Genomic DNA, 25052 nt, shown 5'->3' with positions numbered 1-25052 from the left:
ACCTCTTCCCCAAGATTTAAAAATTATTTCTTTTTTATAACTAAAATATGCCTTTTGCTAGAAGGTTAATTATCTTTTTATAGTTAATCTTTATTTGTAGTCAAAAAATAAGCTAATTAGCAATGATAAATTTGATTTCTAGGACGATTGGTAACATCAGTTCTCTACTTAATGGACTTCAGGTAAAACGTTTTTTGGCTGTTGTCCTAGTTGGTTTTCTCGTGCTGACGACGAATGTTACTTATGGGCAGAATGACAAAGGCTTAAAGGAGAGAGTCCGCGAACAGGTAGAGCAAAATGATGCTCAAAGACCGAAAACAATAGGACAGTGGAATAAAGAAGCTCGTGAAACGGAAGGCTCTCCTGGTGAAAGACTTCAGAAGATTGCAGGAGAGTCAGCAGAAGCCTTTAAGGAATTTGGTTCAGGCTACGTAGAGGGCGCTCAGGAAACTGCTAGCGATGTAGGGGACAGTGCGGCACGGGCAGGCCAAGACATCTCTAACAAAGTTCGGCGCTAAATGCGTTACAATATTTTGTTGGTAGCAAGTACTAATACTCTTTTGCCAATAAAAGAGTCATAATAGGGACGCTGGTGTGTAACCACCGAACTCTTCTAATACTTGGGTAACGCGCTTACCCTTCCTGATAATAGATTGTAGCGTTTCTCAGTTGCATAAAATATAGGTCTTTAGTAGGGGTGCACAGCTAGCTGTGCACCCCTACTGTGTGTTGCAAAGACTGCGTAATTTTTAGAAGCGTAAGCGTAGCCCATCGTAGACATTGCCTACACCTTGTTTGATACATTTGCACTGCAAAATCTAGATTAATACTACATAAGAAATAACTTTAGGTAATAACCTAGTCAGTAGGCATAAATAAACTGAGCTATTAAGGCTTGTGATTTTTTATTTGCAAGTAGTAAAAGACAGTTGATGCAGATGCGTCAGCAGCTTTCTGTAGGGGAAGAAAAAATTACAATCAATGCAATATAGCTTTGTTTTTTTATACCCACTCATCTAACTGCCACAAAGTAGATGCGTATCTTTTTTTACCTATGAAACAATAATTATATAACAGCTAATTAACTGTTGAATAACTGTTTAAAAACATGAAACAATGAGGAGATAGTTAAGACAGTAAATAAAAAAGCAAATAGATAATTAGCGATATGAAGCAATCTAAGAGCACGCGAAGACGGGGAATTGTCCTAACGATCGCTGGGTTGAAGCGTTTGCAAGCGGCAATTCTGGCTATGGAAAAGGTTCAAAACAATGGCGAACGCTTCACTCTAGAAGATTTAGGCGATCGCATGAGTGTTTCTACCAAGACTCTGAATCGATTATGGTCATTGAATACAGGTGTGGATCAAAAAACCCTGAAATTGTGCTTTAGTGCCTTTAATCTAGAATTACAAAGGGAAGACTATTCAATCCTGAGTGAACCGAATAATTCTGAAAGTCGAAGTTACTTACTCAGTTTAGATACAGAAGAAAAAAAAATATCACCCCTTTTATCCCTAGATTCATTTGCGACTCAACACCATAACCAACTCGAAAATCTTTGGTCATATCCAGATGGCCCCGTAGCCCTAGATTCCCCCTTCTATGTAGAACGTCCCCCCATTGAGGAACTAGTTTATCGAGAAATAATTCAACCAGGCTGTGTGATTCGGATTCGAGCACCAAGAGAGATGGGAAAAAGTTCTCTTGTACTGAGGCTGTTAGCCTTTGCCCAGATGCAAGGTTATCGCCCAGTAAACCTGAATTGCAAGCAAATCGATGCCAACTGTCTGACAGACTTAAACAAGCTTTTGCGTTCTTTTTGCTGGCAAATTGCAACAGAATTAGGCATTGACCCCAAGCTAGATGAAAATTGGCATGAGGAAATAGGTTGTAAGTTGAGTTGCAGTTTATACTTGCAATCTTATTTGCTCAAGCAGAGTCAAAGTCCAGTAGTTTTAGTCTTAAATGACGTTGACCGCTTTTTTGAATATCCTCAAATTGCTGAGGAGTTCTTTGGTTTGTTGCGTTCTTGGTATGAAGAAGCAAGACAAGATACCAACTTACAGAAACTGAGGCTAGTGGTGGTTTATTCTACAGAAGTGTATGTTTCCCTAGATATCAACCGCTCCCCATTTAATATCGGACTCCCGATTCGGCTACCAGAATTTACTGAGCACCAAGTAGAATATTTAGCGCAACGGCATGGGCTAGACTGGACTTCTAGTAAGCAGGTTACCCAACTGATGTCCCTTGTGGGGGGACATCCAGCACTAATTAGGATTGCTCTGTATTATTTATGCTGTCAAGGAATCACCTTAGAAGAACTCATACAGGAGGCGATGGCTAACGGCGGTATATATCGTTATCATTTATGGCGACACTGGGCAATTCTGCAAGAAAATTCCAATTTGGTAAAGGCATATGTTGAAGTTATGACCGCAAAGCAAAGCATTTCCCTGAATCCCATTTATGCTCATAAACTCGAAAGCTTGGGGTTGATAACTTATGAAGGCGATCGCATCCTACCGCGTTGCGAACTCTACCGTTCTTACTTTAAAAAACAACTATGCGTTCCTGAATTTGAATATGAATCATTGCAAAAACGTGCTTAAGAAAAAACTATCAGGTGCTTTTTTTCTGACTCACCGTAATTCTGGGTAGAGAATTCCTTTGGTCAGATTTCTCTGGAGCATGAAGCTCTTTTATGTATTCAATTAGCAACGCCAAGAACTATCTACAGTTTTTCACTAATGGCGGCGGGAAAAATTTTTAAACTGGTTCTTGATTTTTTTTAACTTAAAATGTAGCTAAACTGTAAGCTAAGGAGCGATACAGCTAGTTTTTAAAAGTGTTTTATTTTACTCTAAATAAGACACCCTGATTTTTCACTTGTTGGTATAGATGTCGTCACAGAGATAGCGATCGCTGTTTGCCAACTTAGGAGTATCCTGAAAATATCCTAACTTCCCAACATCTGCAAGTTATGCAAAGTGGCATAAAGCCCTCCTTGTTGCAGTAGTTGATCGTGACTTCCCTGCTCGATTAATTCGCCACGCTTCAGAACAAAAATCCGGTCTACATTGCGAATCGTAGACAGGCGATGAGCGATAATAATAGCGGTACGTCTGAGCAAAAGCTGGTTTAATGCCTCTTGAACTAAAGCTTCTGTCCCAACATCTAAACTAGCAGTAGCTTCATCTAGTACTAAAATTTGGGGACTGCGAATGGCAGCCCGTGCAAAAGCTAAAAGCTGCTTTTGACCACTAGAAATATTTGTGCCCCGTTCTCGAAGTTGAGTATCATAACCTTGGGGTAGTTCTTCTATAAACTGGGCAATGTTGGTTTCCTCTGCTGCTTGTTGAATCTGTTCAACGGTATAGCCATCTCCTAAAGAAATATTGCTTTTAACATCCCCAGCAAACAAAAAGCCTTCTTGTAGAATGACTGCCATATAACGCCGCAGTTCTGCCTGTGGTACCTCTCGAATATCTACGCCATCTATGAGAATGCGCCCTTGAGTAGGTTCGTAGAGGCGGCACAAAAGACGGATGATCGAAGTTTTACCCGCACCTGTGGGGCCGACTAATGCCACTTTTTCACCAGGATGAATCGTGAAATCTAAGTCTTTAATTACGTATTCATCGTTTTTGTAAGCAAACCAAACATGATCAAAACGGATTTCTCCCAGTTCAGGCGGGGAAGTGAGGTCTGGGGATTCTAGATTTGCAACTATCTCGTCTATGTAGCCAAATTTGGCATCAAATATTGAGAAGCGCACGTTGGCGCGATCGCGGATTTCTATTGGTTCATCCAATATGTCGCCTACGCGTTCAATGGCAGTGAAACCAGCTTGAATTACTGTAAATTTTTCGGCAAAATCCCTTAAAGGATCAAATAATCGTTGGGCATACAAGATAAATGCAGATAAAGTCCCAAAAGCCAAAGTTTTTCCTAACAGTAACCAACCACCCATGCACAAAACAGCTGCGATCGCAATCAAACCAATCCATTCTAAGGTTGCTGAAATAAATGAATCATAAAAGATGGTTTGATCCATTTGCTGAGTGTAGCGGCTGTTTGTAGCGCGAAACAATTCGGCATTAAATTTTTCCCTGCGAAATAACTGCACTACGTTAATGCCCAGCACATTTTCTTGTAGCTGTGAGTTTAGGATAGAAAGTTCTTCCCGGCCTTTGTAATTGGCTTTGCGGTACTGTTGCTGAATATAAACTATTAACCAGGTAACTGGTAACAACATCAATAGCAGCAAGCAAGTGAGTTGCCATTCGATGGAAAACATTAAACCCAAAATCACCAGCATGGAAAACAAATTGGACACAATGCCAATTGCCCCGGTAGAAAATACATCGCCTAAAACTTCCACATCGCTGGTGATTCTGGTGATTAATTTACCTACGGGCGTGCGGTCAAAAAAGCGTACTGCGAGAGATGTCACATGCTGGAATAAGTCTTGGCGAATTGCTGCGGTGATTTCTTGTCCTAGCTTCTGTACTACGTAACCTTGGTAGCCCGTCAAAATCAAGCGGATTGCGATCGCAACCAACAATAATCCCTCCAGAATATTTAGCCCTTCGGACAAGGGGCGATTCCTGAGAAATTCGTAAGTGTTTGGTTCATTGCGAATCAGGGAGATAACTTGGCCAATCAACAGCGGTTGTACGGCATTAGCCAAGGCAAGCGGTACGAGTAGGCACATCGACAGCGTCAATAGCCGTCCGCTACGACGGGCATAAGGAACTAGACGCAAGAACAACCGCCAGTCATTTTCACGCCGACGGTCTTGCGTATAAGATTTTTTCAGAGATTGATAGATGCTCATAGTAAGAGCATTATATTTTATATTAATGTTTGTAAAAAAATACGCTTGTTTAAAGTAGCATTTATCTTCCTATTCTGATACCATGCCTCAGATAGAAGCCGCAAGACTACTACTAAGACCCTATACTCCTCAAGATTTGGATGAACTTGCTCCCATTTTGAGCAACCCAGCAGTTATGAGGTATTCACCTAGAGTGTAGGGGCACGGCACTGCCGTGCCCCTACGGGTGTACCTCATTGAAATCAAAGAATTGCCAGCGAAGCCGCAAAGGCAAGCTTGAGGTATGGCTTTGAGGAAGCTATCACTGCACCAGAACATACAGCTTCGCGTCGTGTAATGGAGAAAAGCGGCTTGAAATACAAGAAAAATGCTCAGTTTTATAACTTAGATGCAGTGTATTATTCTCTGGCTCGTTCAGAATGGCGCTCAGATGATTCTTTTTACATTTTGTAAATTTAATTCTGAATCGGGGTAATTATGGAAATCGAAACTGCGCGGCTGCAACTAAGGCACTTCTCTCTAAACGACTTTGATTACCTATTTCGCCTCTACAGCGATGTAGAAATCATGAGGTATCTGTTGCCAAGAACAAGAGAACAAACCCAGGCAAGTTTAAGCAAACATATCCAACAGTGGCAAAAACACAACTTTGGGATGTGGGCGGTAATATACAAAGAAACTGGTAAGATGATTGGTCGTTGTGGACTTAGTTTTCTAGAAAATACACCGGAAGTTGAGCTTGGCTATGTGTTTGACAAGTCCTATTGGAACATGGGACTGGGGACTGAAGCCTCACAAGCAACTTTAAAGTTTGGATTTTGGCAAGCAAAACTAGATCGGATAGTAGCGATCGCACATCCAGAAAACATCGCTTCAGTGCGTGTGATTCAAAAGGTAGGGATGAAGTACGAAAAGAATGCTAGCTATTACGGTCATGATGTCGTATATTTTGCTATCTCACACACAGAATGGCAGCCGGATGACTCCCTTTATATTTTTAAATCTTAAAAGTATCAGTCCCTCTAGCCAGAAATGTTGTCACGTTTGAGTTTGCAGTCATAGGAAAGAGAATTTACGAACTATATTACTTCCTACTATTATTTATTCTTGTCCCAATAATTGATTGCTCTTTATCTTTTATGAGAAATTTAGAGTTATTAATTCTAAGAACTTCATAATTTTCTGGCATAAACACAGAACCTAAAGTAGCTATCATATCTGCCAAAGAAATCTTAAAAGCTAGTGGCACCTTTAAATTAAAAAATGATTTTGGCATAGTTCTAACATTTAAATGTAACTTTTTTTGAGTTACGTACCATACACCAGTAAATTTATTACCTGTTAGAAATTCTTTAGGTTTAGAGAAAAGAAGTATTTGAACCCTGTTTTGCTCATAAGTCATATCATCTTTAAATTCAATAGTAATTTTTTCGGAATACGTATCAAAACGCCATTTTCCCAAAAGTAAAATTTCTATTTCTATATCAGAATGTTTACTATTACTCATATTTATCCTAAAATTATTAAATTTTTTTTTATATTATTAATAAATATGCGATTAATTCATAGGTAACTTTTGTTACAAATTTTTACACGAGAAAAAAATAAATGCATCTGCCAAACTAACCAAGACTTTACCCGCCAAGCTCCCATTGCAAGGTGTTCTGTAGATGATTTTGGGGATAAGTCAAAGCTCTCTTGGTCATAGTGTAACCATTTGGCTGGTAGGTGTCCCATCGGTGTCATGGGGGACAATTTAAAAGTTAATTGCTCATAGTCTAACCATTTTCCCTCTTTTCGCCAACCAAGGCGATCGCCAAGTCTCTTTTCTGTTTCATAGTCGACTTGACCACCCATTTCGCTCCAGATAGTTTGCTGAATACTGAAGCCGAAATAACCATAACTATATTGATCCCAAAGTTGATCAATGGTATGGAGTTCTTGACAAGAGAAATTATCAATATCTTCCTTATAAACTTCATTCCAATAATTCTTTTTCATGACTTTTAGCATTAATTTAGTGGTTTCAATGTCGGCTTCTTTCCATTTATGCTGCGCGAGGAGATGCCGCAATTGGGTATAATCAATGTTTTCATTGTTTAAAAGTTCTTTTTTTAACGTAACATTGTTATTAGTCAGTCCCATGAATCCTGTGTCTTCAACAGTAGATAGAGGCGCTGTAGAGACAAAATTTACTTCTGCTATGCCTAGCACTTCTCTTTGATCAGTGAGTTGCTTGGATATATAGTCAGATATTAAATCAATACCCTTATCTAAAAAGACACCATTTTCGCTCAAATCAAAATTATGCATTTGCCAATCTAATAATTGAGATTGAATAAAAGCATCTTTTAATCTGGCTTTTTTATCGTAACTTGTCACCATAAAATCGAGGAAAGTTTCAGAAATTGCCTCGTTATCTTCAAGGTTAAACAAATTTGACTGATACTTTAAAACATTATCACCTAAAATTTTAATATCTCCGACAGTTGCGTAAAAATATTCATCTACTTTTACGACTTCATCTATTAAATATTGAAAGGGACTAAAGTAATCTTGTAAAGAATTTTCAAAATTGATTGCGGTATGGGCAATTTTTGCTATCTCTTGGCGAATTTTATAGGCTTTTCTTTGATATTCGTAAATCTCTTGATATACTTCCAAATTTTTAACTATCTGCTGAACAATCTCTTTTTGATTTTTTGTGTCTTCTGCAAGCTTTTTAATTCCTTCGCCAAGCAATCTTATCTTTTCTAAAATTAAAAAATAAGCATTACTCAACAGTAAAACTGCTTTAAAGTTTTCTTGCTTCTCCCATCTTAGTTCATCAATTATTTTCAGGTTTTTATTATTTTTTAGCTCTAATTTTATTCTTTCATCTTCTAAATTTTTTATTTCCAAATATTTCTGTTTGAATAATTTTTTTAAATCATCCGCAAGAATTAATAAAAAATCATGATAACTATTCTTATAACTTTCTAAAAAATCAATTACATGACTGTAATCTTTGATAAATAATTGGATTTCATTAAAAACTTCTCCCTGGCTTATTTCTTCTTTTCGCTTAATTATTCCCCCAAAATGATGATGATATCTAACACCTTCTTTGATTAATCTTTGCCGTTCTCGAATATTTTTTTGAACTGCTTTTACACCCTTATTTTTTAGGACGGGTAATTGATAGGTTTGTTCGTAAATTGAAATAGCTTCGTAAGTAATTAGTTGTTTTTGCTGTTTAGTTAGCATGACCTTGATTTTCAAAACTATGAATAGTTATTAAGCTCTTACCCATTTCAACACTTTCGGGTCTTTTTCATAGCGGTACGTAAAGCCATCTTTAGTAGTAATGGACTTACCAAGGCTAGCCTTGCTCCTGATGGTGCTAATGCTAGAGTCTGTTAATGTCTGCATTTCCTTATGAGAAAGCCCTACGATTGTGTCTATCTGTGTCGATATTTTTGGTTGACTTTGGGATTCACTATTGGGTAAAACATCTATTGTAATTTCACCTTTTTTGGGAGGATTAGTGACAAATTCTTTTGCTTTTTGAAGCCGATAATCCTGAACGTTTACAAGTTGCCAACTTGAATCTTGTGATAGTTCTAAGACCCATTGATGGTAATTAAACAAACTTTCTCTATGTCCAACACTGATAAAAGTTGTTTTTGTTGATTGTAACTGTTGATATAACTTTTCTTCATTAATCAAATCCAGAGCACTCGTTGCTTCATCTAATATAGTAAAGCTAGGACGAGTAACTAATAGCCGTGCGAATGCAAGACGTTGTTGTTCTCCCAACGAGAGGATATTTTCCCAAGGAACTTCAGTATCAAAACCATCCACTCGACTGAGCAAATTTTGCAGATTAACTTGTTGCAAAATTTCTTTGAGTTCTGCATCGCTCATTTCACGATTCGTATTAGGATAGAGTAACTGTTCGCGCAAAGTTCCCAAAATTATATAAGGACGTTGGGGCAAAAATAAAACTTCTTCTAAGGAAGGTCGCACCAGACGACCAGTTCCTGCGTTCCACAAACCAGCGATCGCTCTCAACAGAGAACTTTTACCTCGACCACTAGGCCCAACAATCAATAAACCTTCTCCTGGCTGAACAGACAATGACAAATCTTCAACAATCACCTGCTCATAGTTGGGCGTTTGTAAAGTAACATTATCAAAAGCGAGATGGTTTTCTTCTATTGTTTTAATAGTACTTACTTTCTCTGGTTCTTTGGTAACAAATTCTAACGCATCTGTAAACTCACCCAAACGCTCAACATAACTAGAAAATCGTCCAGAAGTTCCAAATTCATTGATTAATTCTGCCAGAGCATTAGCAAAGAGATTGCAAGCTAAACTGGCTTGGCCAACTTCTCCAAAATCAATTTCATCTCTAATATGTAAAGGTCCGAGTACTATAAATGGAAATATTTGGATAATAGCCTGATATCCTCTGCTAAAAATATCCTTGTTTCTTTCCCAATCAATTTTGCGTTTAGCACTTTTTATGAGATTACTAAATCTTCGCTGAATTATATTTGATTCTTGATTTTCTCCCTGAAAAAAAGCTATCGATTCAGCGTGATTACGAACATGAGTCAGTGCATAACTGTAATCGGCTTTAAATTCAAGTTCTTCTTGACTAATCTTATTCAATTCTTGAGTCAAGTAAACAGCAATCACATTGCCTAGAATCGTATACACAACGAGACAAAGTGCAACAAATCGAGAAATTGACCAGACAATTATTAAAAAAGTCGCCATTTCCAGCACTTTTTCTAGGAAAGTAGCTGAAAAGCTAAGGGCATTTCGGGTAATAGGTTCGATTTCTTGGGCTAGACGTTGATCTGGGTTATCAATATCAGACCTGAAGTTTATTTTATAATAAGCACGATTGCTAAAATATTTTTCTAAAATTTGATTATTTAGCCAATTATACCAATCAAGAGCAATTTGTTTTCTGATAAATTTAGTAAATCCTACTAAGAGCGTTACGCAGATCAGGGCAGCACCATAAACCAATAATGTATCAACAAATTTATTAAAATCTTTATCTTCAATAATGACATCGACCAAATAGCGGCTAACGAAGCTATTAAAGGCAGTTACACCCACGAGCGTGATGATTAATAATATCAAGAGAATGAGCATTCCCCATGCACGAATCACATCTGAAAATGCTCGTCCCCATGCCTCTGTGGGATACCAGTAAGGGCCTGCGATCGCTTTGACATTCTCCCAAAATTGAGTAAAAGCTGAAGTAGTATTTTTTATGGGTTGATTAAGAACAGTTTTAGATTGCATGTTGTAAAAATCAGTTGAGGCTCTTGAGGCTGACTGAATAACTTTGGTATTTTACTATATTGACTACATCTTTTATTTTGCAATGCTTTTAGGTTGTGTACAGTAATTTGCAAACAAAACCTATATGCTTTAGCTGTGGGATGTAGTGTAGATCGCAGATATTTTTTTCCACTCCACAATAACTGCGAGCTACTACATGACAAAAAAGATTATTTAAAGACTCCATTTTTCCATAACTCTAATACCTCCTTGGCTGTAAAATAGCGTTCTTGCTCAACAGCAAGAGATTTAATCACTGAGCGCATTTTTTCATATAGCTTCCTTGGTTGAGGATTTTGCAGTTGCTTTTCAAATAGATATTGAAAATTACTGACTCCACTCCATTTGCCGAAGAGAACCTCTATGCTGTTGTAAGGCAAAGCAGCATAGCTTTGAGGGTCGCTAAACAAAGAATTGACATGGATACCTGATTCGTGGCGTTGAGCAGTTTGAGAGTAAGGTGAAGCTGGACAAACACCCAATTCCTCGATGTAATCAGTCACAGTAGCGATCGCATCATAGTTAATCCCCTTGACTTCAATTCCAAAGCGAACTCGCAACCCATTTAACACTTGCTCAATGGCAACATTTCCAGCTCGTTCACCAATTCCGCAAAATGTACCCGATACGTAACTAGCCCCGGACATGATGGACTGGAGAGTATTTTCGAGAGCCAAGCCCATGTCATTGTGGTAGTGTACTCCGAAAGCAACCCCTGTTGTCCGTTGGAGCAGGTCGTTAATCCAGATATAGCTCTTTTCTGGAGTCAGGACTCCGACTGTATCGCAGAGCATGAAGTGTTCGATATAAGGGCCAAAAGAACGGATACATTGCACTAAAAAGTCAAAATCGGCTCTTGAGGCATCCTCGGCGGCAAAGTCTACTCTGAGACCAGCAACCATAGTTGCATAGTGCAAATTTTCGACAATTACATCAATGGCGTTTTGGCGAATTCTCTCGATTATTTTTGCTGGGATATCGTCATCAATGGTTTTTCCTTTAAACTCATTCAACAAACGGATCTGAGGATCTCGTAGAAAGAGTAGGCGATCGGAAAGACCATGAAAAAGAATGATGCGCTTAACACCACAGTCTTTTGCAAGATCAATATACTGCTTTTGCATTAAGGTAGCGGCAGTAATCAATCTATCAAATCCCTCTGATACTAATGTTTTAGTCAGTTCAGATTCTTGCTCACATACACAGGGCATAACGTTGAATCCAGCAACTCCTGTTTGAGCAATTAGATGGGCAAGTTTTTGTTTAGTTGGGTAAGAGAAGAAAATGCCTGCTTGTTGTTCTCCATCCCGCAGGGTTTCATCGTAAATTTTGATCGGAAGTGTTTCCATTAGACCTCTCGCAAAATTATTTTAGGGTGGGATAAATAAGGAGTCAGAATACTCTACTTTGCTCCCTCTAGCATCAAGACTTGTAATTGTGTGGCTAATAGTTTGACATTGGGTTCATAAAGCATAAGTCCGTGGTTTCCAGGTACAGAAATCACCTTGACAGGCTTTTGAGTATAGGCTTGCCATCCCCAATCGGGTAGGTCGTAATCAGAAATAGCTTGGAGTTCTTGCAAAACAATCTCCTTAACTTCTTGAGCGCGGAATAAAACAATGGGGGCAGAAATTCGATGAGTAGGCTGATAATTTGCGTAATTGAGCGTTAGCACTTTCATCACTTTCATATTGGTTTTGAGTAAAGAAAGGGTGGAGTGCTCCGGTAAAACATTATGTCGATATAGATAGTCTGCTGCTAAATCCCACCTAGCTCGATCATTGGGTTGAGTCGCTAAATCGTCGTATTGCAGTCCTAAAGAAACTCCCTTTAAGACTTCAATTCGTCGAATCAATTGCCAAATCCAATCAAGCTCTGCTCTATCAGTAAAATACTCTGGCTTAGAAACTAGTCCAGCGTCCAAAATAGCTAGTAAACTCACCGTTTCACCTTGCTGTTCGAGTTGGGAAACTATTTCAAAAGCAACGGCACAACCTGAAGAGTACCCTGCTAATATGTATGGACTTTTAGCTTGCTGTTTACGTAATAGCTCAATCAGTTGACTCGCATGAGTTGCTACTGAATCAGGGAGTGCGCTAGAGCCATCTCGTCCCGGAGTTTCGAGTCCATACACTGGCCGCTTAGTTCCTAAATTGATTGCCAAATCTCGAAAATAGAAGCCGTGTCCGTTTGCGCCAGGAAGAATAAATAGAGGGGTTGCATTTCCTTGAGGTTGGAGTGAAAGTAAATCGGGATTTGACTGTTGAACCTCAGTGTTCCAAAGTTGTTCTGCGAGTTGAGCAATAGTAGGATTCTGAAATAAATTACTTAAAGAAAGATTTTGTTCGAAGACTTGTTGAATATTATTGAGTAGTTTGATAGCTAATAAAGAATGACCGCCCAAGTCGAAAAAGTTATCATGAATTCCAATGTTTTGATGTTCGAGGACAGTAGACCAAACTTGTGCCAATTGCTGTTCAACTGCGTTGCGTGGGGATTCATATAAGCCCTCAACTACACCATTTGGAGCAGGTAAAGATTTCCGGTCAACTTTGCCATTGGGAGTTAAAGGTAACTCATCCAATACGATTATCTGAGCAGGTATCATATAATCGGGCAGACGGGATTTAAGATGATTTTTAAGTTGGGTGGACAAATCATTGTTGATTCTCGTTACATAAGCAATTAAACTTTGGTTGCTCTCAGTTTTATATAAAATGACAATTGCTTCTTTAACTGATGAGTGTTGCAACAAAATCGATTCAATTTCACCGAGTTCAATTCTAAAGCCCCGTAATTTAATCTGATCGTCAATGCGACCTAAATATTCAAGGTTTCCATCATCTCGCCATCTTGCTAAGTCGCCTGTTTTATAAATTCGCTCAAGTTTACCGAATAACTCAATGTTGATAAATTTTTCGGCGGTTAAATCGGGACGGTTGAGATAGCCTCGTGCTAAACCCACACCAGCGATGCACAATTCTCCAGGTATTCCTGGGGGTAATGGTTGATTTTGAGCATCTAATATATAGATACGGATATTAGATAATGGTTGACCAATGGGTGGTTTTTTTCCATTAGGATGACAGAGTGCGATGCCTCCAGAAAGCATAGCTAACGCAGCATTAACCGTAGATTCCGTAGGCCCGTAGCAATTAAAGAAACGCACTCCCTTTCCCCACTGAGTAACTAATTCGGCCGAACAAGCCTCGCCACCAACAGTTAGGGATTGCAAATCGGGTAAGGTTGCTGAAGGTAAAATAGATAAGGCCGAGGGAGATAAAAAGCTGTGGGTAATTTTGTGATCAGCTAAAAAGTCAACTAAGATTTGACTGGGTAACAAGGTTTCTTTTTTCGCAAGATACAAGCAAGCACCTGTGACGAAGGTAGTCGCAATTTCAGCAATAGATAGATCAAAACTAAAAGAACCAAACTGAAGTAAACGGCTTTGGGATTGAACTTGAAAAGTTTCAGCCCAAGCCAAACTTAAATTGACAATTGCGCGATGCTCAATCATCACCCCCTTTGGTCGCCCCGTCGAACCAGAGGTATAAATTACATAAACTAAATTATTAGGCGTACTTTGAGGGCTAGGATTTTCTTTTGAAGCTTCGGCAAAAGTTACCTTATTTAAACAAATTATCTGACAGGGTTTTTTGAGGTTAGCTAAGGGTAATTGGTCTAATAGGAAACTTTGCGTCAGTAACACCGATGTCCCAGAATCTTCTAACATGAACCCAATCCGTTCTTTAGGATAATTGGGATCAATTGGCAGGTATGCTGCACCCGCTTTCAGGATACCGAGTACACCAATAATCATTTCCAAAGACCGTTCAACACAGATACCAATTAAAGTGTCTGGCTTAATTTGGTGATTTTGAATTAGATAATGAGCTAGTTGGTTCGCCTTTTGATTCAGTTCTCGATAAGTTAACTGTTGAGATTCAAATACTAAAGCAATATTATGAGGATTTTTTTCAACTTGTTGTTCAAATATCTCAACTAGAGTTTTATCGTGGGGATAATCATTTTCTGTTTGATTCCAGCGTTGCAGTTGTAGAAGTTCGGACGCTGTCATCAAAGGCAGAGTATTGATAGGTTTCCCAGGATTATCAACAATTCCCTTCAGTAAAACTTCAAACTGTTCCGCCATCCTTTGTATAGTGCTCTGATCAAAGAGATCGGTGGCGTATTCCCAAGTGAAATCTAGCTGTTTATCAGATTCTATGACCAGAATTGCTAGGTCAAACTTAGCAAACGGATAGGTTAATGGGAGCCATTCAATCTCTAGTCCTGGCAAACTTAGGTCGGGACTTTCGTTATTTTCCAGTGCTAACATGACCTGAAATAAGGGATTATGGCTCATGCTGCGTTCTGGTTGCAACTGTTCTACCAGATACTCAAAGGGAATGTCTTGATGAGAGTATGCATCTAAACAAGTTTGGCTAGTTTGTTGTAGGAACTCGATAAAACTTTGCTCAGGTTTGATTTGGTTACGTAGTATCAAGGTATTGACAAAAAAGCCGATTAATCCTTCTGTTTGGCTGTGGGTGCGATTAGCAATAGGAGAACCAATACATAAATCTTCTTGGCGACTGTAACGAGAAAGCAGAATACTGAAAGCTGCCAACAAAGTCATAAATAGACTTGCGCCTTGCTGTTGACTTAAAGTTTTAATGGCAAGAGTCAACTCAGGCGGTAAGGAATAGCGATCGCGATCGCCTCGGTAGCTTTGTAATGCTGGACGGGGATAATCGGTAGGTAACTCCAATAATGGGGGAGCATCGCTGAGTTGATTTTTCCAGTACTTGATCTGGGTTTCTAAGACTTCCCCTTGTAACCAATTTCGTTGCCAGTTTGCGTAGTCGCTGTATTGAATGGCTAATGGAGACAGCTTTGGGGCCTTACTTTCAGAAAAGGCGGTATAAACTTGTCGTAACTCACGGACAAAGATTCCCATTGACCAGCCATCACTGATAATGTGGTGCATATTGATGAGCAACACATATTTCTGCCCTTTGAATTGCAGCAATTTTGCTTTAAATAAAGGCCCAGTATTTAAGTCAAAGGGTTCTTGAACATAAGCATCGATAAAATGCTGGATAGTTGGAGACGGAATTTGTTCATTAAGGTTTCGCCAGTCTTGTACAGTTAAAACTTCGATGTCATCTAAATTTTTGATCGCAATTTGAGGTTGTCCCGTCACCGTGGGAAAATACATCCTCAGACTCTCATGCCGATTCAGCAGATAGGCCAAACTAGAATGCAAAGCATCAATATTGAGGTTTCCATCTAGTTGTAAAACCATCGGCATATTGTAACTAGCTGATGGCCCTTGGAGTTGCGCTAACAGCCAGAGGCGTTGTTGAGCAAAGGAAAGGGGCTTTGGGGCATCATCTGGCAAGGTTGGAATTTCTTCTGCAATGACAGATCCGGCTTTGGCAGAATTTAAGAAGGCTAATATCTCTGCTTTGTTGGCTTGAATTTCCTGCTTGAGTTCAGAAGTTAAGGCGTTTTTGGTTGTACGCAGACGTAATTTATCATCTTCAGCCCAAATTCGGCATCCGATGTTCTGCAAACGCAGCATTAAAGAAACTACTTGCTCTTTTTGTGTCATAGTTCAATTTTCTTTTCGTTCCCGCAGGTAATGCGATTCTCCTTCTCCTGGCGGAGACGCTGCGCGATCGCACGGATTAATTAAAAGCCCCATTTTTCCATAACTCCAACACTTCGTTTGCTGTAAAATAGCGTTCTTCTTCAATAGCAAGAGATTTGATTGCGGAGCGCATTTTCTCATATTGCTCTCTAGGTTGGGGATTGTGGAGTTGTTTTTCAAACAGATATTGGAAATTACTAGCTCCACTCCATTTGCCGAAAATAACGTCTATAGTGCTGTGAGCAAAAGCATCATAGCTTTTGGAGTCAGACAACAAAGAATTGATATGAACACCCGTTTCATGCCTTTGAGCACCTTGAGAGTAAGGGCGAGCGGGACGAAATCCTAATTGATCAATGTAATCAGTTACTGCTGCGATCGCATCATAATTAATTCCACTGACTTCAATTCCAAAGCGGACTCGCAACCCATTTAACACCTGCTCAATGGCAACATTTCCGGCTCGCTCTCCAATCCCGCAAAAAGTACCCGATATTAAAGTCGCTCCCGCCATCAGGGACTGGAGGGTATTTTCGAGAGCCATACCCATATCATTGTGGTAGTGTACACCCAATGCTACTCCTGTAGTAGATTGGAGCAGGTCATTAAGCCAGACATAGCTCTTTTCTGGAGTGAGAATTCCTACTGTATCACAGAGGATAAAGTGTTCGATATAAGGACTAAAAGAGCGGATACATTGCACTAAAAAGTCAAAATCGGCTCTTGAGGTATCCTCGCCTGCAAAGTCTACGGTGAGTCCTGCAACCTTTGTGGCATAGTGCAAATTTTCGACAATTGAATCAATAGCATTTTGACGAATTCTATCGATTACTTTAGCTGGGATGTCATCATCAATGGTTTTTCCTTGAAACTCGCTCATCAAACGGATCTGAGGATCTCTCAAAAAGAGTAGTCGGTCAGAAAGCGCATAGATCATGACGATTCGCTTAATACCACAGTCTTTTACTTGATCAATGAACTTCTTGTTCATCAAGGTAGCCGAAAAAATCAGACCATCCAATCCTTTTGATATTAATGTTTTAGCTAGTTCAGTTTCTTGTTCGCAGATAAAGGGCATAACGTCGATTCCATGAACCCCCGTCTGGGCAATTAAATGGGCGAGTTGATGTTTAGTTGGATAAGAGAAGAAAACGCCCGCTTGTTGTTCTCCATCGCGCAGGGTATCATCGTAGATTTTGATAGGAAGGGTTTCCATTGTTTTATACTCCTTAAAAAAGAAAAGATTCAGATTTCGTTTGACAAAAGACTAGTGCTGTAATTGGCAATTGATCCTTTTCCAGGTCATACTTGCGTCATAGTTCAATTTCCTCTTCGTCTGAGTTTAAAGGTTGCATATCTGCGGTGGAGGCATTAATCCAAATGCAGGTATCGAGATAATTTGCTAATTCAGTGAGGGTGGGATACTCAAATACCCTACGCAGAGGTAGTTCTACTTTGAATATGTCGCGGATGCGGTAGCACAGTTGAGTGGCTAATAAAGAATGACCCCCCAAGTCGAAGAAGTTATCATGGCGGGCGATTGCTGCATATTTAAGCAGCTTCGCCCACAATTGGGCCAGCAATTTTTCTGTCGAGGTTACAGGTAATTCAATGTCTGTTGATAAAACGGTTGCATTTGGTGCAGGTAAAGCTTTCCGGTCTACTTTTCCATTTGGTGTTAGTGGTAGTTTTTCTAAGACAGTGAAATGGCTAGGAATCATATAATCAGGGAGAGTTTTTCCGAGAAATTCCCGCCATTCGGCTAATAAAGTTGGATCAACTTGATTGGTGCGATATTGCAACGGTTGATTTGCGTAATCTTGCCAAGGTTTGAGTCGTAAATTTTCCCCTTGAGTAAATCGTGGCAATGTAACTTGTCCGGGGATATTTCGTTGAAAAACAACATCGTAATTAGCAAACCCTGTGGAACTGTATTGGATAAAAAGGGTATAAGGTAAATCTCCCGCTATTCGGAACACTTCGGGTTCTATCCCCGGTTTGGCTTGGGCAATTGCGGCTTTTAAATCTGAAACAGTACTGTCTAATTGAGCAATTTCTTCTAACAGCGCCATTTCTGAGGTTAGACGAGCATTCGGAATATTGTTAATGCGTAACAAATCCGGTTGCTGAGTTGTTAAAATTCTTCCTATTGTTTCCAAATTCAGTTTTTCACCTTGCCAATCTAAGCATTGTGGTTCGGCAACGGGAGTATCTGTCTGATCTAGGTGTAAAACAACGTCATAACGAAAACGACTCATTTCCGTTTGAGCATAACCCCGTTGTAATTGAATTTGTACCTGAGTAATCCGAGGAATTCTTTGTTTTAGGGCGATAAAAAAATCAGGATCAATTAGTAATTCGCCTTCGGTGTCAATGCTTTTTTTAATCTGTTGACGCAAGTCTCTAATTGACAGCTCATCGGGGGCGCGATAAAACTCGACTGCGGTGTGAAAAGCTTCTAGTAGTTGAAGATTACGCACATCTCCAATAAAGATTGAACCCTGAGTTGTCACAGCTTTAACAACTCCCTCCAAAACTTGTAAAAAGTAATCCAGAGAGGGAAAATACTGGATAACAGAATTGATGATTACCAAGTCATAAGCATTTGTCTCAATACCATCAAATTGGTTAGCTGCACTGGTTTTTAAAGTAACTTTGTCGTTAAGAGACTGCTGTTTGAGATGTTGTTCAATATACTGCAACGCTTCAAGTGAAAAATCTGTACCCAAATAATGCTGACAATGGGGCGCAATTTTAAACAACAACATCCCTGTCCCACAACCGATTTCCCAGATCCGTTTGGGTTCAAGTTCCAAAATTTGGGCAACCGTTGTATCTCGCCATTCCCGCATCGCTGCTTGGGGAATGGGTTTTCCTGTGTAGCTATCATTCCAACCAGCTAGATTCAGAGTTGGATCATCGATTGGGGTTTGTTGCTGAGAATAGCTATCACTGAAAACTTGTTGCCATAATTCGACTTGTTCAACTTGCAGACTTTTATCTTCAAAGTCTTTATCTGTTGGTGTGGGTACAATATAAGCTAGCAAGCGTTGAGCGATCGCATCTTCTCTTTGTAAAATCACAACTGCTTGCTGAATTTTCGGGTGTTTGGCTAACAAGGCTTCAATTTCACCCAATTCAACCCGAAAGCCGCGCAGTTTTACTTGGTTGTCAACTCGCCCCAGATATTCTAAATTACCGTCAGGCAACCATCTGGCTAAATCTCCGGTTTTGTAGACTCGTTCTCGTTCGCCAAATAAGTCGAGTTCTATAAATTTTTCTGCTGTCAGCTCGGGACGGTTGAGATAGCCACGGGCTAAACCAGCACCCGCAATACAAAGTTCGCCAGGAATACCAGGAGGTAGGGGTTGGTTTTGGTTGTCTAAAATGTAAATACGTGCATTAGCAATTGGCTGTCCGATTAATAAATCGCCAATTAGATCCATCTTCCCAGTTGCTTCGTAGACACAACACCCTACAACCGCTTCTGTTGGCCCATATTCGTTGATCAAACGGGTATTGGGGGCATGAGTCAGCCACGGTCTTATCTGGTTGGTATGTAATGCCTCACCGCCTAAAACAAAGGCATTAACCCGATTTGGCATAGCATCAGCATTGAGTTGCTGATTTAGGATTTCCAGATGGGACGGTGTGATTTTGACAAGGGAGAGATGTTTGTTCTGTTTGACGATGTTTGCTAAAGCTTCAATTTCTTGTTTTTCTCTTACCAAGATGGTGGTACGCCCACAAATTAGAGGTAGGTAAAGAGAGGTAATGGTTGCATCAAAGCTAAGGGAAGACTGCACAGGTGTACCTTGCCCTTGCGCTACTGCATAAAAGTCTTTGGCCCAGTGCAAATAGTTAGTTAAACCACGGTGTAGTAGTTGTACGCCTTTGGGTTGCCCAGTGGAGCCTGATGTGTAAATGACATAAGCTAAATCATCGGGTTGACTTTGGCAACTTGGGTTATCTGTAGATTGGTTGGCAAAGTTATCTTTATCTAAACATAGTACCTTCGGTAAAGACGCGGTTAATCGCGTATCGAGGGGGTGGGGGAGAGTTTCTTTATTTGCGATCGCTAATTTATCTTTGAGTTGACTATGGGTTAGCAAAACCCTTGCTCCACAGTCTTCGAGCATGAAATGAATGCGTTCTTGTGGGTAATTGGGGTCAATTGGTACATACGCCCCACCTGCTTTGAGGATACCAAACAAGCCAACAACCATTTCTGGCGATCGCTCTACGCAAATCGCTATCAATGGATTATCAGGTAATTGTTGCTCTGCTTTGAGTTCTAATAGAGAATACGCTAGCTGATTAGCTTTTTGGTTCAGTTCTTGATAACTCAGGCTTTGGTCTTCAAACACCACCGCAATGTTATCGGGCGTTTGTGCTGCTTGTTGTTCAAACAGAGTAACTAAAGTCTGATTTTTGGGATAATCGGTATTAGTTTTATTCCAAAGTTGCAGTTGTTGGATTTCTGCTGTTGTCATCAAGGGCAGCTTACTGACCATCTGCTGGGGATTTTCAGTGATTGCTTCCAGCAAGGCTTCAAAGTGTCCCGCCATGCGCCGAATGGTTTCTGCCTCAAATAAATCGGTGGCATATTCCCACATACAGCGTAGTTGACCATCCCTTTCGCAAAGGTCAAGTGTCAAGTCAAACTTGGCAAATGGATAATCTTGATCCAACCATTGAATATCAAGCCCTGGTAAACTAACATTTGTCCCCGCCCCTTCGGTGTTTTGCAACACGATCATCACTTGGAATAAGGGATTATGGCTCAAACTGCGCTCTGGTTGTAACTGTTCTACCAAATATTCAAAGGGAATATCTTGATGAGCATAAGCATCTAAGCAAGTTTGGCGAGTTTCTTGGAGTAACTGACTAAATCCTTGCTCTGGCTTGATTTTGCTCCGTAATACCAATGTATTGACCAAAAAGCCAATTAACCCTTCTGTGTGGCTGTGGGTGCGGTTAGCGATCGCAGAACCAACACATAAATCCTGTTGACGGCTGTAACGCAATAGCAAAATATTAAAAGCCGTCAACAGGGTCATAAACAAACTAACCCCGTGTTTTTGACTGACGATTTTGAGTTTCTCAGTCAATTCGCCACTCAAACAATATTCCTCACGCCCACCTTCGTAACTTTGTTGTGCTGGACGGGGATGATCGGTAGGCAAATCTAGCAATCGGGGAGCATCGCCTAGTTGTTGTTTCCAATAATTTTTCTGATTTTCTAAAATCTCTCCTTGTAACCAACTGCGCTGCCAAGCTGCATAATCGCTATACTGAATCGGCAACGGTGACAAATTTGGAGCATCCCCCGCAGCAAAAGCTGAATAAGCCTGTTCCCATTCCCGCTTAAATACCCCCATTGACCAGCCATCACTAATAATGTGGTGCATATTCAAGAGCAGTACGTTTTTCTGTTCGCCCAGTTGCAGCAATTTCGCTTTGAACAGAGGGCCGGTATTTAAGTCAAAGGGTTCTTGGGCGTGGATATCTGATAACCGTTGTACAGTTTCTGCTTGAGTTTGGGGATTAAGTGATTGTAAATCTGCGATTGCCAGTACTTCTATATCCTCTAGATTTTGGACGACTACTTGCGGCTGTCCCTCCAAGGCTGGGAAATAGGTGCGTAGAATGGCATGGCGATCGACGAGATAATCAAAACTTGCACGCAACGCTTCTATATTTAACTTGCCTTCAAGTTGCAGAGCCGTTGACATATTGTAGGTAGCTGAGGTTCCAGTGCCTTCAAGTTGGGCTAAAAACCAGAGTCTTGATTGAGCAAAGGACAGAGTTTTAGGAGCATTTTCAGGTTGTGGTGTGATGGGAGGTAAAGCAATTACTGAAGATGCTTTGTCAATTTCTGTTGCCAACTCAGATAAAATGCTTTGCTCAAATACCTTGCGGACAGGCAATTCCACTCCAAAACTGTCACGAATGCGGGTAACTAATTGGGTTGCTAACAGAGAATGTCCACCCAATTCAAAGAAGTTATCTTGGCGGCCAACGGACTTAGCTTTCAGGAGACTTTGCCATAAAGTCGCCAGCAGTTCTTCCGTTGGCGTGACTGGTATTTCAAAGTTAGTCGAAGTGACTGTATCTGGTGCTGGTAGCGCTCTGCGATCTAGCTTACCGTTAGGTGTAAGGGGCAACTGATCCAACACCATAATCTGGCTAGGAACCATATAATTCGGCAGGCGAATTTTCAGATAATCCTTGAGTTGACTGCCTAAATTGCTGGATTTTTCTGCCGCCGTAATATAACCAACTAACCTGGGATTATGATCAGTTTCATATAAAATAACAACCGCTTCTTTAACTGAAGGGTGTTGCAATAATAGCGATTCAATTTCACCAAGCTCTATTCTGAAGCCCCGTAGTTTAATCTGATCGTCAATGCGACCGAGATACTCAAGGTTGCCATTATCTTCCCATCTTGCCAAGTCGCCAGTTTTGTAAATTCGCTCAATTTTGCCAAATAATTCAACTTCAATAAATTTTTCGGCGGTTAAATCGGGACGGTTGAGATAGCCTCGTGCTAAACCAACGCCAGCAATGCATAATTCTCCAGGTATTCCTGGGGGTAATGGTTGATTGTGAGCATCCAAAATGTAGATGCGGACATTGGATAACGGTTTACCAATGGGCGGTTTTTTGCCATTAGGTTCACAAATGCCTATACTCGCACTAACCGTAGATTCCGTAGGCCCATAGCCATTGAATAAATTTCGCCCAGTTGCCCATTGTGCCACTAATTCTGCTGGGCAAGCTTCACCACCAACGCCTATAGTTTGCAAATCGGGTAAGGTCGCTTGAGGTAATACCGATAAAGCCGAAGGCGGTACAATAATGTGAGAAATTTTGCGATCGCCTAAAAAATCAACCAAGCCCTGACCGGGTAACAAAGTGTCTTTTTTAGCAAGATATAAACAAGCACCCGTGGCTAGAGTGGGAGCAATTTCAGCAACAGAAATATCAAAACTAAAAGAAGCAAACTGAAGAAAACGGCTTTGGGGTTGAACTTGCAAAGTGTTAGCCACAGAAGAAGCCAGATTAGTCAACCCTCGATGCTCAATCATCACCCCCTTGGGTCGTCCCGTCGAACCAGAAGTATAAATTACATACGCTAAATTATCAGGCGTACTTTTTGGACTGAGATTATCTATTAACGTCTCAGAAAAATCTGTCTGATCTAAATAAATTATCTGACAGGGATTTTCTAGTTGAGTAAGAGGTAATTTTTCTGTCAGGAAACTTTGGGTTAACAACACCGAAGTTCCACTATCTTGTAACATCCACTGAATCCGATCTTCTGGATAACTAGGGTCAATCGGCACGTATGCACCACCTGCTTTGAGGATACCGAGTACACCAATAATCATTTCTAAAGACCGTTCAACGCAGATACCAATTAAGGTATCTGGCTGAATTTGGTGATTTTGAATTAGATAATGAGCGAGTTGGTTGGCTTTGTGATTGAGTTGTTGGTAAGTTAAGCTTTGAGATTCAAAAACCAAGGCGAGATTATCAGGAGTTTTGGCGACTTGAGCTTCAAACAAGTCAACCAAAGTTTTATCGTCGGGGTAATCAGTTTGAGTTTGATTCCAGTTTTGCAGTTGCTGACGTTCAGCTTCTGTAATCAACGGTAGAGTATCGATGGGTTGTTGAGGATTATCGACAATTCGCTGAAGTAAAACTGCAAAATGTCCCGTCATCCGTTGAATAGTTTTAGCTGCAAACAAATCGGTTGCATATTCCCACTCTCCTATTAAACCTTGAGGAGTTTCGCGGAAAATCAGCGACAAATCAAGCAGAGTCGTTGTGTTTTCCCACTTGAAGGGGGTCAGAGTTAATCCATTGGTTTCTAGTTGCTGTTGGGTTTCATTTTGCAAGCTAAAAGCCACTTGAAATAGGGGATGATGAGAGAGCGATCGCTCTAAACCTAATTCATCGACTAGTTTCTCAAAGGGTAAATCTTGATGGTCATAAGCATCTAGAGTTGCTTGCTTCACCCGTTGCAGTAATTCTAAGAAAGTTGGATTTCCTTGCAGATTGGTACGTAAAGCTAGGGTGTTGACAAAAAAACCAATTAATAGTTCTGTCTCTCGACGATTGCGATTAGCGATCGCAGAACCAACAACAATATCTTCCTGTCCACTGTAGCGCGACAGTAACAGCGTAAATACTGTCAGTAAAGTCATAAAGAGAGTGGTTCCTGATTCCTGGCTTAAACGCTTCAACTTCTGCGTTAAATCCTGATTCAGTTCTAAAAACTCACTACGCCCTCTGAAACTTTGAACTGATGGGCGGGGTCTATCTGTGGGCAATTCTAACAGGGGTGGAACTGCGGCTAATTGTTTTTGCCAGTAATTAAGTTGGGTTTCGAGTACCTCTCCCTGTAGCCATTGTCTTTGCCAGTGAGCGAAATCGGCATATTGCAGAGATAATTCGGGTAATGGAGACGGTTCTTTGGCGCAAAGTGCGCTATAAATGCTGAACAATTCACGGCTGAATATCTGCATTGACCAGCCATCACAAACAATATGATGGATGACGAGCAACAACAGATGAGATTGGTCAGTCAGTTGCAACAACTTTACCCGCAGTAAAGGAGGGTTTGATAAGTCAAATGGCTGTTGTAACTCTTCTGTCGCTAACTGCTGCGCTTTGCTTAACTGGTTCTCTTCCGTCAATTGTCCCCAATCTAGCACTTGCATCGTCAGTTGGGGATGAGCGTGAATCACCTGTATTGGTTCGCCATCGACAACTGCAAAACTAGTGCGTAAGACTTCATGACGTTGAACAACTTCTCTAAGAGCTTGTTCTAAAGCAGCTATATTCAGAAATCCACTAAGTTGCCAGAAAAAAGGGACATTATAGGCACAATTTTCGCCTTCTAGTTGGTCGAGAAACCACAGTCGAGCTTGTGCAAAAGAGAGAGGAAGAGATTGTTGTCTCGATGTGGGTATTAGAAGTGGAGTTTTCCTGTGATTATCCTGTCCAAAGAGTTGCTGTTGTTTTTTTAGTTTTTGTATGACTAATTCTCGTTTTTCTGGTGAAAGATTTTCAAGACGTTTTAGTATATCGCTCATAATTTTATTCCTGACAATTATGTTGAAAATCGCCTGACGATAATCATGAAATAGCGGTAAATGAGTTCTTGAAACTACTGCGTTGGTAAACCTGTTGTATGACC

At 40.3% G+C, this 25052-nt stretch carries 13 protein-coding genes; 5 read left to right on the top strand and 8 right to left on the bottom strand.

The features are described 5' to 3' along the window. The first annotated feature begins 122 nt into the window (after positions 1-122). Both ACEYW6_RS17555 and ACEYW6_RS17550 read left to right on the top strand, forming a co-directional pair. The gene (locus tag ACEYW6_RS17555; RefSeq protein WP_190892161.1) at positions 123-518 is read left to right on the top strand and encodes a hypothetical protein; all 396 of its coding nucleotides are present in this window, start codon (positions 123-125) and stop codon (positions 516-518) included. Positions 519-1168: 650 nt separating this feature from the next. Continuing rightward, on the top strand, positions 1169-2614 hold the full coding sequence (locus ACEYW6_RS17550) for an AAA-like domain-containing protein (RefSeq protein ID WP_412980721.1): 1446 nt from the start codon (positions 1169-1171) through the stop codon (positions 2612-2614). Positions 2615-2961: 347 nt separating this feature from the next. Here the strand turns inward: ACEYW6_RS17550 and ACEYW6_RS17545 are convergent, their stop codons facing one another. Continuing rightward, positions 2962-4842 (bottom strand): ABC transporter ATP-binding protein, encoded by a 1881-nt coding sequence (locus tag ACEYW6_RS17545; protein WP_412980720.1) that lies wholly within the window; start codon positions 4840-4842, stop codon positions 2962-2964. Positions 4843-4924: 82 nt separating this feature from the next. Here ACEYW6_RS17545 and ACEYW6_RS17540 point away from each other — a divergent pair, with 82 nt between their 5' ends. The 3 genes from ACEYW6_RS17540 to ACEYW6_RS17530 all read left to right on the top strand — a co-directional run bounded on the left by ACEYW6_RS17540 (position 4925) and on the right by ACEYW6_RS17530 (position 5850). Then, positions 4925-5041, top strand: a complete 117-nt coding sequence (locus ACEYW6_RS17540; protein ID WP_412980719.1) for a GNAT family N-acetyltransferase — start codon at positions 4925-4927, stop codon at positions 5039-5041. A gap of 77 nt (positions 5042-5118) precedes the next feature. After that, positions 5119-5295: a hypothetical protein gene (locus tag ACEYW6_RS17535; protein ID WP_412980718.1), complete on the top strand. Its 177-nt coding sequence runs from the start codon at positions 5119-5121 to the stop codon at positions 5293-5295. A gap of 24 nt (positions 5296-5319) precedes the next feature. Further along, on the top strand, positions 5320-5850 hold the full coding sequence (locus ACEYW6_RS17530) for a GNAT family N-acetyltransferase (RefSeq protein WP_412980717.1): 531 nt from the start codon (positions 5320-5322) through the stop codon (positions 5848-5850). Between the two features lie 76 nt (positions 5851-5926). On the opposite strand, the gene ACEYW6_RS17525 is transcribed toward ACEYW6_RS17530, so the two are convergent. The 7 genes from ACEYW6_RS17525 to ACEYW6_RS17495 form a co-directional block, all read right to left on the bottom strand. After that, the gene (locus tag ACEYW6_RS17525) at positions 5927-6349 is read right to left on the bottom strand and encodes a hypothetical protein (protein ID WP_412980716.1); all 423 of its coding nucleotides are present in this window, start codon (positions 6347-6349) and stop codon (positions 5927-5929) included. 56 nt (positions 6350-6405) lie between these two features. Continuing rightward, positions 6406-8088: a GUN4 domain-containing protein gene (locus tag ACEYW6_RS17520; protein WP_412980715.1), complete on the bottom strand. Its 1683-nt coding sequence runs from the start codon at positions 8086-8088 to the stop codon at positions 6406-6408. Between the two features lie 30 nt (positions 8089-8118). After that, positions 8119-10146 carry an ABC transporter ATP-binding protein/permease gene (locus ACEYW6_RS17515; protein ID WP_412980714.1) on the bottom strand — a complete coding sequence of 676 codons (2028 nt, stop codon included), beginning with the start codon at positions 10144-10146 and terminating at the stop codon, positions 8119-8121. Between the two features lie 209 nt (positions 10147-10355). Continuing rightward, complete coding sequence (locus ACEYW6_RS17510) at positions 10356-11534, bottom strand: 2-isopropylmalate synthase (RefSeq protein WP_412980713.1); 1179 nt, start codon at positions 11532-11534, stop codon at positions 10356-10358. Between the two features lie 53 nt (positions 11535-11587). Then, positions 11588-15802, bottom strand: a complete 4215-nt coding sequence (locus tag ACEYW6_RS17505) for an amino acid adenylation domain-containing protein (RefSeq protein ID WP_412980712.1) — start codon at positions 15800-15802, stop codon at positions 11588-11590. Positions 15803-15878: 76 nt separating this feature from the next. Further along, positions 15879-17057, bottom strand: coding sequence for a 2-isopropylmalate synthase (locus ACEYW6_RS17500; protein WP_412980711.1), 1179 nt, complete (start codon positions 17055-17057; stop codon positions 15879-15881). Positions 17058-17154: 97 nt separating this feature from the next. Then, the gene (locus ACEYW6_RS17495; protein WP_412980710.1) at positions 17155-24948 is read right to left on the bottom strand and encodes an amino acid adenylation domain-containing protein; all 7794 of its coding nucleotides are present in this window, start codon (positions 24946-24948) and stop codon (positions 17155-17157) included. Positions 24949-25052 lie beyond the last annotated feature (104 nt).

Source organism: Nostoc sp. UIC 10607, assembly GCF_047228265.1.
GTDB classification, from domain to species: domain Bacteria; phylum Cyanobacteriota; class Cyanobacteriia; order Cyanobacteriales; family Nostocaceae; genus Nostoc; species Nostoc foliaceum_A.
The sequence above is the reverse complement of the archived record's forward strand: the minus strand, read 5'-3'. Positions and strand labels throughout refer to the sequence as shown.

Bases quoted from the DNA above. Each gene is read 5' to 3' on its own strand.
- ACEYW6_RS17525 (WP_412980716.1), bottom strand. From the start codon at position 6,349: ATGAGTAATAGTAAACATTCTGATATAGAAATAGAAATTTTACTTTTG.
- ACEYW6_RS17515 (WP_412980714.1), bottom strand. From the start codon at position 10,146: ATGCAATCTAAAACTGTTCTTAATCAACCCATAAAAAATACTACTTCA.
- ACEYW6_RS17520 (WP_412980715.1), bottom strand. From the start codon at position 8,088: ATGCTAACTAAACAGCAAAAACAACTAATTACTTACGAAGCTATTTCA.
- ACEYW6_RS17505 (WP_412980712.1), bottom strand. From the start codon at position 15,802: ATGACACAAAAAGAGCAAGTAGTTTCTTTAATGCTGCGTTTGCAGAAC.
- ACEYW6_RS17530 (WP_412980717.1), top strand. From the start codon at position 5,320: ATGGAAATCGAAACTGCGCGGCTGCAACTAAGGCACTTCTCTCTAAAC.
- ACEYW6_RS17555 (WP_190892161.1), top strand. From the start codon at position 123: ATGATAAATTTGATTTCTAGGACGATTGGTAACATCAGTTCTCTACTT.
- ACEYW6_RS17540 (WP_412980719.1), top strand. From the start codon at position 4,925: ATGCCTCAGATAGAAGCCGCAAGACTACTACTAAGACCCTATACTCCT.
- ACEYW6_RS17545 (WP_412980720.1), bottom strand. From the start codon at position 4,842: ATGAGCATCTATCAATCTCTGAAAAAATCTTATACGCAAGACCGTCGG.
- ACEYW6_RS17550 (WP_412980721.1), top strand. From the start codon at position 1,169: ATGAAGCAATCTAAGAGCACGCGAAGACGGGGAATTGTCCTAACGATC.
- ACEYW6_RS17510 (WP_412980713.1), bottom strand. From the start codon at position 11,534: ATGGAAACACTTCCGATCAAAATTTACGATGAAACCCTGCGGGATGGA.
- ACEYW6_RS17500 (WP_412980711.1), bottom strand. From the start codon at position 17,057: ATGGAAACCCTTCCTATCAAAATCTACGATGATACCCTGCGCGATGGA.
- ACEYW6_RS17495 (WP_412980710.1), bottom strand. From the start codon at position 24,948: ATGAGCGATATACTAAAACGTCTTGAAAATCTTTCACCAGAAAAACGA.